Genomic DNA, 15,921 nt, shown 5'->3' with positions numbered 1-15,921 from the left:
GTCTACACCCCTCGACGAGGCAGGACAAAACTCAGCAGAAACAACGAGGCGGCGCTGACCACGATCGACGGGCCGGCCGGGGTGTCCTTGAACCAGGAAAGTGCCAAGCCGCCACACACCGCGAGCATGCCCAGCACGCTCGCGCCGAGCGCCATCTGCTCGGGCGAGCGGGCGTGACGCTGTGCCGCAGCCGCCGGGATGATCAGCAATGACGTAATCAGCAACACACCGACGATTTTCATCGCCACGGCGATGACCACCGCAATCAGCAGCATCAGCGCCAGTCGCAAACCCAGCACAGGCAAGCCTTCGACCCGGGCCAGCTCTTCGTGCACGGTGACGGCCAGCAATGGTCGCCAGAGCGCCACCAGCAACAGCAGCACCGCCGCGCTACCGCCCAGGATCCACGACAGGTCCGTCGGACTGATCGCCAGCAGGTCGCCGAACAGATAGGCCATCAGGTCGATGCGCACGTCATGCATGAAGCTCAGCACCACCAGTCCGAGGGACAAGGTGCTCGGCGCGAGGATGCCCAACAACGTGTCGGACGCCAGTGGCTGGCGGTGTTGCAGGGTCACCAGGACCACCGCCAGTAACAGGCAACCAACGGTCACTGCTACCGCCGGGCTGACATCCAGCAGAAACCCCAGGGCCACGCCGAGCAAGGCGGCGTGGGACAAGGTATCGCCGAAATAGGCCATGCGCCGCCAGACCACGAACGAACCCAGGGGGCCGGCGACCAGGGCGAGTGCCAGGCCTGCGAGCAGGGCGTACAACAGAAAATCAGCCATGCTTGCAGCCATCTCCATGAACATGATTGGAAGCGGAAGGGGCGCTGACCACCGAGCCATGCAGGTCATGAGCGTGGTCATGGTGGTGGTGATAAATCGCCAGGCTTTGTGCGTTTTTTCCGAACAGCTCGACAAAGGCCGGATCGCCGCTGACCTGCTCGGGATGCCCGGAACAGCAGACGTGGCGGTTGAGGCAGACCACCTGATCGGTGGTGCTCATTACCAGGTGCAAGTCGTGGGACACCATCAGCACGCCGCAGCCATGGCGGTCGCGCAGGCGCGTGATCAGGCTGTACAGCTCGGCCTGCCCCGCCACATCGACCCCTTGCACCGGCTCGTCGAGCACCAACAATTCAGGCTCGCGCAGCAGGGCGCGGGCCAGCAGCACGCGTTGCATCTCGCCCCCGGAGACACTTTGCACCGGGCTGTCGATCACCTGTTCGGCGCCGACTTCGTTGAGCGCGGCCAAGGCCCGTGCGCGGTCCACGCCCGGCACCAGGCGCAGGAAGCGCAGCACGGACAGTGGCAGCGTCGGATCGACGTGAAGTTTTTGCGGCATATAGCCGACGCGCAACCTGGGCTTGCGCCAGACGCTGCCGCTGTCGGGCTTGAGCAAACCCAACACGGCGCGCACCAGGGTGGTCTTGCCGGCGCCGTTGGGGCCGATCAGGGTCACGATCTGCCCCGGCTCGACGCTCAGGTGAATGTTGTCCAGCACGTTCTGCCCGGCGAACGTCACGGCCACCTGCTCGAGGCGGATCAACGCATTGCTCATCAGGCCCCCTGGCAGCCGGAGCAGAGACCGACCACCTCGACGGTCTGGGTGTCGACCACGAAGCCGACTTCCTTGGCGCTGGCGATGATGGCATCGCTGATGGACTTCTGTTCCAGCTCGATGGCGGCGTGGCATTCGCGGCAGATCAGGAACTGGCCTTGGTGGGCGTGCTCTGGATGGTTGCAGCCGACGAAGGCGTTCAGCGACGAAATGCGATGCACCAGGCCATTTTCCAAGAGGAAATCCAGCGCCCGATAGACCGTTGGCGGCGCGGCACGGCGGCCGTCCTGTTCGCTGAGCACGGCCAGGATGTCGTAGGCGCCCAGCGGCTTGTGGCTCTGCCAGACCAATTCCAGCACACGCCGACGCAGCGCGGTCAGGCGCAACCCTTGGCGCGCGCAGATGGCGTCGGCCTCGGACAGCGCGGTGTGCACGCAGTGGGAGTGATCGTGGGGACGACTGGCAAGGGGTGTAATAGGCATGGGCAGCGACGAGTTTAGTGAGAGACGTTATTATGTTACCCGTTCTCGCCTCTTCGAGTGGTCATCGTGTCCCGATTTTTTTCGCTCTTTGTCGCTTTTATCGCAAGTTTTCTACTGATTGGCCCGGCCCAGGCCGAGGTCAAGGTCCTCACCAGCATCAAGCCGTTGCAGTTGATTGCCGCCGCCGTGCAGGACGGCGTGGCCGTTCCGGAGGTGTTGCTGCCGCCAGGGGCTTCGCCGCATCACTATGCGTTGCGCCCATCGGACGTGCGCAAGGTGCAGTCGGTGGACCTGCTGTACTGGATTGGGCCGGACATGGAAGGTTTCCTGCCGCGCGTGTTGAACGGTCGTACGCTGCCGTCGGTCGCGGTGCAGGCACTGCCGGGGCTCAAGTTGCGTCACTTCGCCCAGGACAGCGCGTCCCACGAGGACCATGACCATGACGGCGATGAGCACGATCACGACCACCGCCCCGGCTCCGTGGATGCCCACCTGTGGCTATCGCCGCACAATGCGCGGGTGATCGCCGCGAAAATGGCCGCTGACCTGAGCGCGGCGGATCCGACGAATGCGGCCCGCTACCAGAGCAACCTCACGGGTTTCAACCAGCGTCTCGACGCCTTGGACGCGCGCCTCAAGACGCGTCTGGCCGGGGTGGCGGGCAAACCGTATTTCGTGTTCCACGAAGCGTTCGACTATTTCGAAGACAACTACGGCCTCAAGCACGCCGGGGTGTTCGCCGTGGCCGCCGAAGTCCAGCCCGGCGCCCAGCATGTGGCGGCGATGCGCACGCGCTTGCAAGCGGTGGGCAAGACCTGCGTCTTCAGCGAACCGCCGTTGCGCCCGCGCCTGGCCGAAACCCTGGTGGCCGGGTTGCCGGTGAAACTGGCGGAGCTGGATGCACTGGGCGGCTATACCTCGGCGACGGCGCAAGGGTATGAGCAGTTGTTGGAGAAGTTGGGCAATGATCTGGCGGGATGCCTGGAGTCGCTATAACCCCGTCGATGCACAAGCTTGTGGCGAGGGGATTGATCCCCGCTGGGGCGCGCAGCGGCCCCCAAGAAGCAACTTCCGCCGCGGTCCGTCAGATCCAAAGCATGGGGCTGCTTCGCAGCCCAACGGGGATAAATCCCCTCGCCACAAGAGCAGCCGCTTCGCGCTTGCCTGCTGTTACAGGGCGAACGGCAACAACGCGTGAACCGTCTGCCGCTGCGCCAAGCGCTGCTGGAACTCCATCGGATCGTGAATCAACACATCCTGCCCGGCGAACGACTCGGCGGCGATCAACCGCGACAGCCAGAACCGCACGCACGCCACGCGCAGCATGGTTGGCCATAGCTGGGCCTCGGCGGCGGTGAATGGCCGCAGCGCCGCATAGGCACCCAGCAATGCCCGCGCCCGCGGGCCATCGAGCACACCGTTGTCATCCGAGCACCAGTCATTCAAGGCGATGGCGACGTCATACAGCATCGGCCCGGAGCAGGCGTTGTAGAAGTCGATCAGCCCGGTCAGGTGCGTGCCTTCGAACATCGCATTGTCGCGGAACAGATCGGCATGGATGTTGGCGCGCGGCAGCGCCAGGATGCCAACCTTCTGCTGCGCGATTTCATCCAGCGCCGTTTCGAGCAGCCGACGCGGCTCGGCGTCGAGGTGCGAGAGCAACTTGGCGCCCTCCTCCTGCATCCAGTCCAGGCCACGATCGGTCTTGCGCTTGATCATATTGTCGCGGGTCGCCAAGTGTAGATGCGCCAGCAGCTCCCCGACCTGGGCGCAATGCTGCGCGTTGGCCTGCTTGATGTGCTTGCCCGCCAGGCGCGGTTGCAGCAGCGCCGGCTTGCCCGCCAGCTCCCGCAGCGCGACGCCGTCGGTGGTGCGCAAGGCGTAAGGCACCGGCAGGTCGGCGTCATGCAGCACGTCCAGCAGTTCGATGAAGAACGGCATTTCCTGCACCGGGCCGCGCTCGACCAGGGTCAGGACGAATTCGCCCTGCTCCAGGCTGATGAAGAAATTGGTGTTTTCGCTGCCGGCGGCGATCCCCTGGAAATCAAGCAGACGGCCAAGCCCGTAAGGGGCGAGAAAGGTTTCCAGCTCGGGCCGAGCCAGGGGCGTGAACACAGACATGGTTAAAACTGCCAGTACGGGCGCCCTTCAGCGGGCGCCGGTTGAAGTGCAGAGTGGGGCTACCACTCAAAGATTTTCCACGAAGGGATCAGCATATCCGGCTGGTCCGAGCGGATGAAGTTTGCATCAGTGCCATCGGCGCGTACCAGGAAATAAGGCTTGCCGTTCTTGGGCGTGACCTTGATCGCGTACAAAAATCCGTTTTGCCGGTACTCCTGAATGGTTTTATCGCCTTCGGTGCGGATGGTGACATCCGGGTCCGCCGAGGGTGCGTCGTCCGCCGCCATGACGGCCAACGGGGTGATTGCAAACAAGCCAGCCAGTAACAGGCGATTTAGTGTACGCATGATAACCTTGTCCCTTTGTCGTCAACGGTCCCGCTATTCTAGCCCCGGACCCGCCGAAAAGGTTGATCCTGCTCATGAGCCAAGCCCCCCTCGTCCTGGTGGACGGTTCTTCTTATCTGTACCGCGCCTTCCACGCGCTGCCACCGCTGACCACGTCCAAAGGCCTGCCGACCGGTGCGGTCAAAGGCGTGTTGAACATGCTCAAGAGCCTGCGCAAGCAGTATCCGGACAGTCCGTTCGCCGTGGTGTTCGACGCCAAGGGTGGGACATTTCGCGATGCGCTGTACGCTGAATACAAGGCCAACCGCCCGAGCATGCCCGATGACATGCGCGTGCAGATCGAGCCGCTGCATGCCAGCGTCAAGGCCCTGGGCTTCCCGCTGCTGTGCGTGGACAACGTCGAAGCCGATGACGTGATCGGCACTCTGGCCCGCAGCAGCGCGGCGGCCGACCGTCCGGTGGTGATTTCCACCGGTGACAAGGACATGGCGCAGTTGGTCGACGGGCACATTACCTTGGTCAATACCATGACCGGTAGCGCCCTGGACGTGGCTGGCGTGAAGGAGAAGTTTGGCGTCGCTCCAGAGCAGATCATCGATTATCTGGCGCTGATGGGCGATTCGTCCGACAACATCCCGGGTGTTCCGGGTATCGGACCGAAGACCGCTTCCGGCCTGCTGGTGGGCGTCAATGGCGGCCTGACCGAGCTGTACGCGCAACTGGACATCGTCGCCACCTTGCCGATCCGTGGCGCCAAGACCCTGGCCGCCAAGCTTGAAGAGCACAAGGAAATGGCGTTTCTTTCCTACGAGCTGGCGACCATCAAGACCGACGTGCCGTTGGATGTCGGTCTCGACGACCTGCAGATGGGCGCGCCGGATCACGAGAAACTCGCCGAGCTGTACACCCTGCTGGAGTTCAAGAGCTGGTTCGAGGAAAACCAGCGGGACGCCAAGCGTGCCGGCCAGGAGATCGTCGAAGTGGCCGAAGAACAGCCTGGCGCGGCCGAGGCCAAGTACGAGGTCATCCTCGATCAGGCGCGCTTCGAGGCGTTGCTGGCGAAACTGGACAAGGCACCGCTGTTTGCCTTCGTCACCGAAACCAACGGCGGCGATGCCCAGCATTCGCAACTGGTGGGCTTGTCGTTCGCCGTTGCCCCGTTTGAAGCGGCCTACATCCCGCTGACCCACTCCTACATGGGCGTGCCGGAACAACTGGACCGCGACACGGTGCTCACGGCGCTCAAACCGCTGTTGGAAAACCCGAACAAGCTCAAGATCGGCCAGCACGCCAAGTTCGAAACCAACATCCTGGCCAACTGCGCCATCGGTGGCGATCAGAATAACGGCATCCTGGTCCAGGGCATCGCCTTCGACACCATGCTCGAATCCTACGTGCTGGACTCCACCGCGACCCGCCACGACATGGACAGCCTGGCGCTCAAGTACCTGGGCCAGAGCAAGACCGATTTCCAGGACATCGCTGGCAAAGGGGTCAAGCAACTGACCTTCGACCAGATCTCCCTGGAACTGGCCGGCCCTTACGCCGCCGAAGACGCCGACGTGACCTTCCGCCTGCACCAGGCCCTGCAGGAAAAACTGGCGGCCACGCCAAGCCTGGGCACGGTGCTCAACGACATCGAAATGCCGCTGATGCCGGTCCTGGCGCGCATCGAGCGCCAGGGGGCGTTGGTCGATGCCAACCTGCTGGGTGTACAGAGTGTCGAGCTGGGGGAAAAACTGGTGGCACTGGAGCGTGAGGCGTTTGCCATCGCCGGCGAGGAATTCAACCTGGGTTCGCCGAAGCAATTGGGCGTGATCCTGTACGAAAAGCTCGGCTTGCCGGTGCTCAGCAAAACCGCCAAGGGCCAGGCGTCCACCGCCGAAGCGGTGCTTGCCGAGCTGGCGGAGCAGGATTACCCGCTGCCCAAGGTATTGATGCAGTATCGCTCCCTGAGCAAGCTCAAGAGCACCTACACCGATCGCCTGCCGGAACAGATCAACAGCCGCACCGGCCGCGTCCACACCAATTACCAGCAGGCCGTCGCCGCGACCGGGCGCCTGTCATCCATCGACCCGAACCTGCAGAACATCCCGATTCGCACGGCCGAAGGCCGACGCATCCGCCAGGCGTTCGTCGCGCCGAAAGGCTACAAGCTGCTGGCGGCGGACTATTCGCAAATCGAACTGCGGATCATGGCGCACCTGGCCAAGGACGAAGGGTTGCTTCATGCATTTCGTAATGACCTGGACGTGCACCGGGCCACAGCCGCCGAGGTGTTCGGCGTCGATTTGGACGCGGTTACCCATGACCAGCGCCGCAGCGCCAAGGCGATCAACTTCGGTTTGATCTACGGCATGAGCGCGTTCGGCCTGGCCAAGCAGATCGGCGTCGATCGCAAGCAGTCCCAGGCCTACATCGACCGCTACTTCACTCGCTACCCGGGTGTGCTGGCATACATGGAGCGCACTCGCGCCCAGGCGGCCGAGCAAGGTTTTGTCGAAACCATTTTCGGTCGCCGGTTGTACCTGCCGGACATCAACGCGAAAAACCCGGCCCTGCGCAAAGGTGCCGAGCGCACCGCCATCAACGCGCCGATGCAGGGCACGGCGGCTGACATCATCAAGAAAGCCATGGTGGCTGTGGATCGTTGGCTGACGACGTCCGGGCTGGATGCGAAGGTCATCCTGCAGGTCCACGACGAACTGGTGCTGGAAGTACGTGAAGACCTGGTCGATCAGGTACGCGAAGAAATCCGCCAGCACATGAGCACCGCGGCCACGCTGGACGTGCCGCTGTTGGTGGAAGTGGGCGTGGGCAATAACTGGGATGAGGCGCACTGAGTCGTAACAACTGGAATTGAACGGACCTGTTTGGAGCGGGGACAGGTTGAACCCTGTGGCGAGGGGATTTATCCCCGCTGGGCTGCGCAGCGGCCCTAAGACCCGTGGCCGTGGTGTGTCAGGCTGATTGCTTTCAGCCTTTTTGGGGCTGCTGCGCAGCCCAACGGGGATAAATTCCCTCGCCGCATCGGATCATCCGGTTCGTTAGTTCGGAAAATTCCTAAGGCTATTTCCAAAAATAATCTGAACTAAACCCGTGAATCGCCACTCAGAGATTCTGAATGGCTGGTGAAGCCCTTCAATGCTCCTATGTTGTGTTAAGTGTTGGCAGATATCTGGACCCCGCCCTAGCGGTCCGGAACTTGGACCCCGAACTTCCCCCTCCCCATAAGAAGTCCGGGGTTTTTTTTGCCTGCGATTTGGCTTATTCGGCCTCTTCGCTGCCCTTGTCCGCCAATTCCATCCAGTCGGCCAGCACCGTGTAGGCTTCTTCCAGGCCCATGCGCTTGGGCGCCGAGAACAGTTGGATGGTGATCGCGTCGCCCCAGCCCTTGCGAATTTCCGACTGCACTTTGAGCAAGGTATTTTTCGCCGCGCCGTAGGTGAGCTTGTCGGCCTTGGTCAGCAGGATGTGCATCGGCATGCCGCTGGCGACCGCCCAATCGAGCATCAACAGGTCGAAGTCGGTCATCGGATGGCGAATGTCCATCATCAGGATCAGGCCTTTCAAACTCTCGCGGCTGCCCAGGTACGCTTCCAGGTGGCGCTGCCAGTGTTGCTTGAGCGGGATCGGGACCTTGGCGTAGCCGTAGCCGGGCAGGTCGACCAAACGCCGTTCATCGTCTAGCTTGAAGAAGTTCAAGAGCTGCGTGCGACCCGGGGTTTTCGAGGTGCGTGCCAGGCTCGCATGGGTCAAGGTGTTCAGCGCGCTGGATTTGCCGGCGTTGGAACGCCCGGCAAAAGCCACTTCGAAGCCTTCGTCGTCTGGGCATTGATCGACTTTGGCGGCGCTGAGCATGAAGGTGGACTGTTGGCACAGGCCAAGGATGGGGTTCTTCAGTTGCATGGGATTTCCGATGTGGGCGGCGTCGGGAATGGACGCGGCAAGCTGTGTCGTTTCCGTTTCAGTGACGCCAGTATATAATGCCGCAGATTTTGTGTGCGCTTTGTCCCAGCGTAGGATGAAGCTCACGGGAGCGACCGACCGAAATTGCGCATTAGAACGCAGCTCGTTCCCAACCCTGAAAAGGTCGTTTTATGACGAAATGGCTGCTAGCTGCCGGTGTCTTGATGCCGCTTTACAGCGCTCAGGCTACACAGGATCCGGAAGCTGTGTACAACCGTGTTTGTGGTGCCTGTCATTCCGGCCAACTCCCCATGGCGCCCCGCAAGGGCGATCAGGAAGCTTGGACGCCGAGGTTGGCGAAAGGTATGGAGACGCTGGTGCAACACGTGACCCAGGGTTTCAAGGCGATGCCGCCGCGTGGTTTGTGCATGGACTGCAGTGCCGAGGATTACCGAGCCATCATCCAGTGGATGAGCGAGTAAACCCGGTCCATAACTCTTTAACCCTTAGCCGTAGTTGGATTAGCTGATGAACAAACTGATCGTGAGTCTGCTGTTGACCTTGGGGATATCCGGCGTAGCCCACGCCGCTGGCGATGCCGCTGCCGGTCAGGCGAAGGCCGCCGTATGCGGGGCCTGCCACGGCCCGGATGGCAATAGCATGGCGCCCAACTTTCCGAAACTGGCGGGCCAGGGCGAGCGTTACCTGAACAAGCAACTGCACGACATCAAGTCCGGCAAGCGCACGGTGCTGGAAATGACCGGCCTGCTGACCAACCTGAGCGATCAGGACCTGGCGGACATCGCGGCCTATTTCGCCAGCCAGAAGGGTAGCGTCGGTGCTGCCGATCCAAAACTCGTGGCTCGCGGTGAAGCGCTGTTCCGCGGCGGCAACCTCGACAAAGGCTTGCCAGCCTGCACCGGTTGCCACTCCCCGGATGGCAAAGGCAACGCCGCTGCCGGTTTCCCACACCTGGGCGGCCAGCATGCCCAGTACGTCGGCAAGCAACTGGCCGACTTCCGCAAAGAAGAAGGCGGCCGGACCAACGATGGCGACACCAAGCCCATGCAGAGCATTGCCAAGAAGCTGAGCGACGAAGATATCGCGGCAGTCTCCGCCTACATCCAGGGCTTGCACTAAGGCCGTTGGGGGGGATACACCTCTTGCAACGTTAACGCTCGATTAATCTGTCGATGCGAGCATCAAAAGGGTGGCTTTGGCCGCCCTTTTTTGTGGCCGCTGCCGTTACACTAGAGAACTTGAACCCGCCACGGTCTGTCTTAGAAACAGGTCTTGCGAGGCCCCCTCATTGTCCAGGAGTAAAGCATGCGTAATCTGATCATCAGCGCCGCGCTCGTCGCCGCCAGCCTGTTCGGCATGACTGCCCAAGCGGCTGAAAAGCCCGCCGCACCCTATGTCGAATTGACCAACCCCGTTGCGGTGGCGGCGCCTGGCAAGATCGAAGTCGTGGAGTTGTTCTGGTACGGCTGCCCGCATTGCTACGCTTTCGAGCCGGTCATCAACCCATGGGTCGAGAAACTGCCATCTGACGTCAACTTCGTGCGCATCCCCGCCATGTTCGGTGGCCCGTGGGACGCCCACGGCCAGATGTTCCTGACCCTCGAAGCCATGGGCGTCGAGCACAAGGTTCACGCTGCCGTTTTCAACGCGATCCAGAAAGAAGGCAAGAAACTGGTCAAGAAAGAAGACATGGCGGACTTCCTGGCGACCCAAGGCGTAGACAAGGACAAGTTCCTGGCCACCTTCGACTCCTTTGCCATCCAGGGCCAGATCAAGAAGGCCCGTGAGCTGGCGAAGAAATACGAGATCACGGGCGTACCGACCATGATCGTCAACGGTAAGTATCGCTTTGACATCGGCTCTGCCGGCGGTGCTGAACAAGCGCTGCAACTGGCCGACCAACTGATTGCCAAAGAGCGAGCGGCCACCAAGGCTGCCGCCAACTAAGCGCGGCCCACGCCCATGGCCCGCTGGAGTACCGAACGCATCGTTGGCCTGCATGAACCTCGGGTCAACGAGCATCATGTCACGTCCACGGGCCTGCCTGGCGACAGCCGCTTGCGGCTGCTCAGCTTCAATATCCAGGTGGGCATCAGCACCGAACGCTATCGGCATTACCTGACCCGCGGCTGGCAACATCTGCTGCCGCATACCGGGCGTGCCGGCAACCTGCAGAAAATCGGCGACCTGCTCAAGGACTTCGACCTGGTGGCCCTGCAAGAGGCCGACGGCGGGAGCCTGCGGTCAGGCTACGTCAATCAGGTGGAACACCTGGCCCAATTGGGCGCCTTCCCCTACTGGTACCAACAACTCAATCGCAACCTCGGACGTCTCGGCCAGCACAGCAATGGCGTATTGAGTCGTTTGCGTCCCTGGGCGATCGAGGACCATCCGCTGCCGGGCCCCAAGGGGCGCGGGGCGATTCTTGCGCGTTTCGGCGAAGGTCCGGAAGCGCTGGTCGTGGTCATGATGCACCTGGCGCTCGGGGCGCGGACCCGGACGATGCAGCTGGCGTACATTCGCGAGCTGATCGGCGGCTACAAGCACCAGATACTGATGGGTGACATGAACACCCACGCCACCGACCTGTTGCAGACCTCGCCCCTGCGCGATCTCGGTCTGCTCGCACCACAACTGGAAGCGACATTCCCCAGCTGGCGCCCCCAGCGCTGCCTGGACCATATCCTGTTGAGCCCGACCCTGACCCTCGAACGCGTCGAGGTGTTGGCCCAACCCATTTCCGATCACCTGCCGGTCGCGGTAGAAATTCGTTTGCCGGGTTCGCTCACGGCCGATGCTCTCCCCACGCTGAGTACTGCCCCTCGCGGATCCGATGAATGAGCGACGACGCCGAACGCTGGAGAGAGAAATACTTCAAGAGCATCGAACAGCAGGAAAAGCTCGAGCGCCGTTGGGATGCTCGGCTCGACTTGTTGCGTCGTGGCCTGGTGCGCAGCACCCTGGCCGCCGAGGGCACTGATCGGGTCGTCGACCAATGCATGAAAGAGATGCGCGAGGTGGTGCGCACCGATGACATTGACGCCGGCCTCGCCGCCCTGCTGCCGCGCCTGGAGAAAGCCGTACTCGATTCCGAGCAGCGCCGCGAAACCCGGATTGAGCAGATGAGCACTGCATTGACGGCCCTGGTGGCCCAGTTGCAAAGCCTGCCGCTGCCGAAAGAAGTCAGCCGGCCCCTGAAGAAGTTTTCCAAGCAGTTGGAAGAGCGGGTCGGCCAGGCCCGGGAGATTCCGCTGCTGCTCAGCGAATTGAGCGGTTTGCAAGGCAAGGCACTGAGGGTCCTGGACGCTCCTGTCGAACCGAGCCGCCCCGGATTGCTGCAACGGCTGTTTGGTGGCCAAGGCCATGAGGGCGTGCCGCCCCAGCCTCACGAGCCAGCCCAGGCCAACGTGGCGCCCCCGGCAGACACGGCCTTGCCAGTAGTCGTTGAGCCGGCAGTCCACACAGCATCCGTCGCACCAGCACCAGCACCAGCACCAGCACCATCGGTAGCGGAGCAAGCACCCACGTTGGAGGCAACGCCCGAACCGGTCGACCAGATTACACCGCAGACCGATCCCGCGCCGACGCCCGCTCCGGCACCAGCAGCCGAAGTGGCTCAGCCGATCAGCGAGCCGGGCGAAGCCGCCGAGCCAGCCCCCTTGCAAGCGGTGGTCGTCGACGAAATCCCTGTAGCGGCACCCGCCCTGGAAAATCCCGATGAGCTGATGTCCGAAGAGGTGCCAAAGGCCCTCCCCGACCCCTCGCCGCCTCCAGCTGAAGCCGAGCCAGACGAGCCTTTGGCCGCCGCCGACTTGGCTGACGCCCAATACGCCCTGCCCGACTCGCCGGAACCGTCCTACAGCTCGGTCGCCAAGCACATCGAAGACACTTTGCTGGGCCTGTTGGGCGACCTGACCTTGCCCGAGCGTCATCGGCCACAAGCCGAAGCCATGGGTGAGCGGCTGCGAAATGGCTTGAACTGGTACGAATTGCTGCCGATCCTCGATGATCTGGCGGTGTTGATGCTGGCCATCACCGACACCGGCCAGCATGAATTCGAAGCGTACCTGCAGCGCCTCAATGATCGTCTCGAGTCCTTCCAGAGCAGCCTGCAGGCCGCCAGTGAAGACCACGCCGACAACCTCTCGGCCTCCCGGGAAATGGACACCCAGATTCGCGAACAGGTGGACGGCCTGCAAAGCAGCGTGCAACAAGCCGATGACTTGGAAGGCCTCAAGCAGGTGCTCGAGAATCACCTCGAAGGCTTGCTCGGGACAATGGACAAGCATCGCCGGCAACGAGATCAACGCGAGCAGGAGGTCTCGGCGCGCCTCAAAAGCCTGGCCGATCGCGTCGCGCTGATGGAGCAGGACGCCCAGGTCGTGCGGGAAAATCTCGAGGAACAGCGGCAAAAGGCACTGGTCGATCCGCTCACCGGGTTGCCCAATCGCGCCGCCTGGTCCGAGCGTCTGGAGCATGAAGTCGTCCAGTGGCAACAGCACGGCAACAGCTTGCTGCTGGCCATGCTCGATCTCGATCATTTCAAGCGCATCAATGACAACTACGGCCATCTGGCCGGTGACCGGGTGTTGAAACTGATCGCGTCGGTCCTGCGCAAACGCCTGCGTGGCGGCGATTTCATTGCGCGTTTTGGTGGCGAGGAGTTTGTCCTGCTGGTGCCGGATACCCCCCTGGCGGCTGGGGCCAAGCTGGCCGAGGCGCTGCGTCTGGCTATCGAAGCCTGCCCGTTTCATTTCAAGGGCGAACCGGTGACGGTAACGGTATCGGTGGGCATGACGGCTTTCAAGCCGGGCGAACACAGCGATTCGGTGCTTAAAAGAGCCGATCAGGCGCTCTACCGGGCCAAAAATGCCGGACGCAACCGGGTAGAGCTGGGCTGAGGGCTAATTGTTCCAATTTGTTTAATATCGTCCCGCGCACCGGATCATCGCGGGGCGATACGTTACACTGTTGCATTACTTCCAGCGCGTAATGCCCTCCGCCATGAAATTTTTCTCGCTCATTGTTTCTTTATTTATCCTGGCCGGCTGCACCAGCGGCCCTCGGTTCGACACCAGTCACCCCTCCGTCAACCATGACAACCGCATCCAATTCGTGGTGGTGCATTACACCTCGGCGTCCCTGGAGCGTTCACTGGCCCTGCTGACCCATGGCGAAGTCAGTGCCCATTACCTGATTGGCGACGATAAAGACGCGACCATCTACAAGCTGGTGGACGAAAGCCGGCGTGCCTGGCACGCCGGGGAAAGTGAATGGGAAGGCCGGACCTGGCTCAATTCCAGTTCCATCGGTATCGAAATCGTCAATCCGGGTTTCGTCGACACGCCCACCGGGCGCCTCTGGTATCCCTACAGCGAAGCTCAGGTCCAGGCCTTGACCGTCTTGCTCAAGGACATCATCCAGCGCAACGGGATCAGCCCGCGCAGCATCATCGGCCACAGCGACATCGCGCCCCTGCGCAAGCTCGATCCGGGGCCGCTGTTCCCCTGGAAGCGTCTGGCGCAAGCGGGCTTGGGGGTGTGGCCGGATGAGCAGGCCGTCGCACGCCAGCAGGTTTTCTTCGCAACGCAGCTACCGCCTGCCAGTTGGTTCCAGGCCGAGCTGGCCCGCCTGGGCTACCCGACGCCCCAGACCGGGGAATGGGACGTAGCCACCCACCACGTGCTGGCCGCTTTTCAGATGCACTACCGGCCGACCCGCTTCGATGGCATGCCGGACCCGCAAAGCGCGGCGATTCTGCAGGTGCTCAACCAGACAAAATAATGACGCCCGTCCGACGAATCGGGCCAAATTCAAATCAGAAGCTATAACTCATTGGTAACTTTCGGATTACCGATGATGACGGCTGCCCGCGAAACCTTACAGAGCTGGCTCCATCGCCCCCTGTTCCTGGCGATGATGGCGGCTGCCCTGAGTACCTTCCTACTGCTGACGGGCAGTCTGTTCGTGGTCGTGCAGCAGATCCAGCAGCGTGAAAGTGATCAGATGAATGCCCAGGGCGAGCGCTTCCTGCAACGGCTGGAACAGCTTTTCGGGCAATTGCGGGAAAGCCTCGACGACCTGCAAAACCAGCCGTTGCGCGGTTGCGACGATGACATGATCGCGACCTTGCGAGAGGTCAGCTTCAATTACCGTTTCGTTTATGAAGCGGTGTACATCGATGGCAGCGGCATCTGTTCCAATCGTCCGCGCCAAAGCGGGTTGTCGGTGGCCCGTCCGCCCGATCTTCGAGGCCCGACCTACAGCTATTGGCTCAATACCACCACCGAACCCAACGAAGACCGCGCTGCGTTGATGCTGGGCCGTGGCAATTTCCGAGTCGCCACCTCCCGGGGGCACTTGGCCGACGTGGTCGACCTGCCACCGGGCAGCAGCCTGCTGGTGGTCCTGGACCACGGCACGCGGGCCATTCCCGTGTTGGGCACCCAACAATACTGGCCGCCCACAGAGCCTTGGCCACCGAAAAGCCAGAATGCCTTGCAGGTGACGCAGACCCGGCTGATTTATCGGATGCCCACCGACAGCCCGGAATATCAACTGGTGCTGATCGCCCAGCGCAACGGTTTCAAGATCCCGGCCAATGCCTGGTGGATGCTGCCCATCAGCCTGGTGCTGGGCCTGGGGATTGGTTTCCAGGTGTTTCTGCTGGCGCGCCATCGCCAGTCCATGGACGCCGAACTGCACGGGGCCATCCGGCGCGGTGAATTGCAGGTGCTGTACCAGCCGATTTTCGACCTGGACAGCCGCAACTGCGTCGGTGCCGAAGCCTTGCTGCGTTGGCGCCGACCGGACGGCACCCTGACCAGCCCGGACTTGTTTATCCCGATGGCCGAGAACACCGGGCAGATCCGCCAGATCACCGACTTCGTGCTGCAGCGGCTGTTCGATCAATTGGGCCAGCTGTTGCGAGCCAATCCGCAGCTGTACATCTCGGTCAACCTGGCGGCCTGCGATGTGATGGTGCCGCGTATTGGCGAAGTGATCGCTCGCCTGCTGGCGTTGCATCGGGTCTCGGCGCACCAGATCGCCTTCGAAGTGACCGAGCGCGGGCTGATCGACGTGTTGGTTGCCCGGGATAACCTGCAATCGCTGCGCGACGTGGGGCATCAGGTGCTGATCGACGATTTCGGAACCGGTTATTGCAGCCTGGCCTACCTGCAAACCCTGCCGGTGGACTGCCTGAAAATCGACAAGGCCTTCATCGACGCCTTGGGCCACGATGCCGCTAGCAGCGGCGTCGCCCCGCACATCATCCGCATGGCCCACGCGCTGCAGCTCAAGGTGATCGCCGAAGGCATCGAGCATGAAGCCCAGGCCTCTTATTTGAGCAGCGAAGGGGTGAGGTTTGGCCAGGGCTGGCTGTTCGCCCATGCCCTCAGCGCGGTCCAGCTCATCGAATTGATTACCCGTGGCCGACGCCTGCGTGGACGTCGTCTTGATGATGAAGCCTAGGT

At 62.2% G+C, this 15,921-nt stretch carries 15 protein-coding genes; 9 read left to right on the top strand and 6 right to left on the bottom strand.

The genetic code is table 11. From position 1 onward, the window contains the following. Nucleotides 1–2 precede the first annotated feature (2 nt). The 3 genes from znuB to zur are packed head-to-tail and all read right to left on the bottom strand — an operon-like array spanning nucleotide 3 to nucleotide 2,048. Entirely contained in the window at nucleotides 3–791 is a 789-nt protein-coding gene (gene znuB / locus BLP82_RS12210; protein WP_092167885.1) for a zinc ABC transporter permease subunit ZnuB, read from the bottom strand. After that, entirely contained in the window at nucleotides 784–1,566 is a 783-nt protein-coding gene (gene znuC, locus BLP82_RS12205) for a zinc ABC transporter ATP-binding protein ZnuC (RefSeq protein ID WP_060739886.1), read from the bottom strand. Before znuC ends, znuB begins: the two co-directional genes overlap by 8 nt. Further along, nucleotides 1,566–2,048, bottom strand: a complete 483-nt coding sequence (zur, locus tag BLP82_RS12200; protein WP_058544822.1) for a zinc uptake transcriptional repressor Zur — start codon at nucleotides 2,046–2,048, stop codon at nucleotides 1,566–1,568. Before zur ends, znuC begins: the two co-directional genes overlap by 1 nt. 66 nt (nucleotides 2,049–2,114) lie before the next feature. On the opposite strand from zur, the gene znuA reads away from it, so the two are divergent. Further along, nucleotides 2,115–3,044 (top strand): zinc ABC transporter substrate-binding protein ZnuA, encoded by a 930-nt coding sequence (znuA, locus tag BLP82_RS12195; RefSeq protein WP_092167880.1) that lies wholly within the window; start codon nucleotides 2,115–2,117, stop codon nucleotides 3,042–3,044. A gap of 174 nt (nucleotides 3,045–3,218) precedes the next feature. Here the strand turns inward: znuA and BLP82_RS12190 are convergent, their stop codons facing one another. Together BLP82_RS12190 and BLP82_RS12185 are read right to left on the bottom strand one after the other, a co-directional pair. After that, on the bottom strand, nucleotides 3,219–4,169 hold the full coding sequence (locus tag BLP82_RS12190) for a homoserine kinase (protein WP_092167876.1): 951 nt from the start codon (nucleotides 4,167–4,169) through the stop codon (nucleotides 3,219–3,221). A 59-nt stretch (nucleotides 4,170–4,228) separates the two neighbouring features. After that, a complete protein-coding gene (locus BLP82_RS12185; RefSeq protein WP_018602771.1) occupies nucleotides 4,229–4,516 on the bottom strand; it encodes a DUF2782 domain-containing protein in 288 nt (95 codons plus the stop codon). 74 nt (nucleotides 4,517–4,590) lie between these two features. Here BLP82_RS12185 and polA point away from each other — a divergent pair, with 74 nt between their 5' ends. Continuing rightward, the gene (polA, locus tag BLP82_RS12180) at nucleotides 4,591–7,359 is read left to right on the top strand and encodes a DNA polymerase I (RefSeq protein ID WP_092167871.1); all 2,769 of its coding nucleotides are present in this window, start codon (nucleotides 4,591–4,593) and stop codon (nucleotides 7,357–7,359) included. 424 nt (nucleotides 7,360–7,783) lie between these two features. Here the strand turns inward: polA and yihA are convergent, their stop codons facing one another. Next, nucleotides 7,784–8,425 carry a ribosome biogenesis GTP-binding protein YihA/YsxC gene (gene yihA, locus BLP82_RS12175; protein ID WP_003196227.1) on the bottom strand — a complete coding sequence of 214 codons (642 nt, stop codon included), beginning with the start codon at nucleotides 8,423–8,425 and terminating at the stop codon, nucleotides 7,784–7,786. A 191-nt stretch (nucleotides 8,426–8,616) separates the two neighbouring features. On the opposite strand from yihA, the gene BLP82_RS12170 reads away from it, so the two are divergent. From BLP82_RS12170 to BLP82_RS12140, 7 genes are all read left to right on the top strand, one after another. Then, complete coding sequence (locus BLP82_RS12170) at nucleotides 8,617–8,907, top strand: c-type cytochrome (protein ID WP_003196231.1); 291 nt, start codon at nucleotides 8,617–8,619, stop codon at nucleotides 8,905–8,907. Nucleotides 8,908–8,953: 46 nt separating this feature from the next. Continuing rightward, complete coding sequence (locus tag BLP82_RS12165) at nucleotides 8,954–9,565, top strand: c-type cytochrome (RefSeq protein WP_060739880.1); 612 nt, start codon at nucleotides 8,954–8,956, stop codon at nucleotides 9,563–9,565. 186 nt (nucleotides 9,566–9,751) lie between these two features. Further along, nucleotides 9,752–10,393, top strand: a complete 642-nt coding sequence (locus tag BLP82_RS12160; protein WP_092167867.1) for a thiol:disulfide interchange protein DsbA/DsbL — start codon at nucleotides 9,752–9,754, stop codon at nucleotides 10,391–10,393. Nucleotides 10,394–10,408: 15 nt separating this feature from the next. Next, a complete protein-coding gene (locus tag BLP82_RS12155) occupies nucleotides 10,409–11,287 on the top strand; it encodes an endonuclease/exonuclease/phosphatase family protein (protein ID WP_092167863.1) in 879 nt (292 codons plus the stop codon). Beyond that, nucleotides 11,284–13,347, top strand: coding sequence for a GGDEF domain-containing protein (locus tag BLP82_RS12150; protein WP_092167858.1), 2,064 nt, complete (start codon nucleotides 11,284–11,286; stop codon nucleotides 13,345–13,347). The genes BLP82_RS12155 and BLP82_RS12150 overlap by 4 nt, the downstream gene beginning before the upstream one ends. A gap of 103 nt (nucleotides 13,348–13,450) precedes the next feature. After that, on the top strand, nucleotides 13,451–14,230 hold the full coding sequence (locus BLP82_RS12145; RefSeq protein WP_092167853.1) for an N-acetylmuramoyl-L-alanine amidase: 780 nt from the start codon (nucleotides 13,451–13,453) through the stop codon (nucleotides 14,228–14,230). Between the two features lie 75 nt (nucleotides 14,231–14,305). Continuing rightward, on the top strand, nucleotides 14,306–15,919 hold the full coding sequence (locus BLP82_RS12140) for an EAL domain-containing protein (protein ID WP_092168011.1): 1,614 nt from the start codon (nucleotides 14,306–14,308) through the stop codon (nucleotides 15,917–15,919). Nucleotides 15,920–15,921 lie beyond the last annotated feature (2 nt).

Source organism: Pseudomonas sp. NFACC37-1 (assembly GCF_900101575.1).
Taxonomy (GTDB): Bacteria; Pseudomonadota; Gammaproteobacteria; order Pseudomonadales; family Pseudomonadaceae; genus Aquipseudomonas; species Aquipseudomonas fluorescens_AA.
This window is presented reverse-complemented; position numbering and strand designations above follow the sequence as displayed.